Below are 218 nucleotides of genomic sequence, written 5' to 3' on the forward strand. Positions count from 1 at the left end.
CGGTCGCTGTCGAGCTTGTTGAGCTTGCGGTAGACGATGAGCAGCAGGGCCACGATCAGGGTCATGTAGCGCATGACCTGGATGCCGTTCACGTCCCGGGTGAGCAGGTGCTCGAGCTGCAGGTGCTCGAGCTGCAGGTGCTGCTTGAGGAACTTGATGAGCACCTCGATCTGCCTGCGCTCCCTGGAGATAGCCGCTACCTGGTAGGCATCCAGCCA

The 218-nt window shown here is 61.5% G+C and carries 1 pseudogene; it reads right to left on the reverse strand.

The features are described from left to right. A pseudogene (locus K3G39_RS20645) lies at positions 1-218 on the reverse strand (hypothetical protein); the annotation flags it as partial.

Origin of the sequence: Pontibacter sp. HSC-14F20 (genome assembly GCF_019599265.1) — a bacterium.
Taxonomy (GTDB): Bacteria; Bacteroidota; Bacteroidia; order Cytophagales; family Hymenobacteraceae; genus Pontibacter.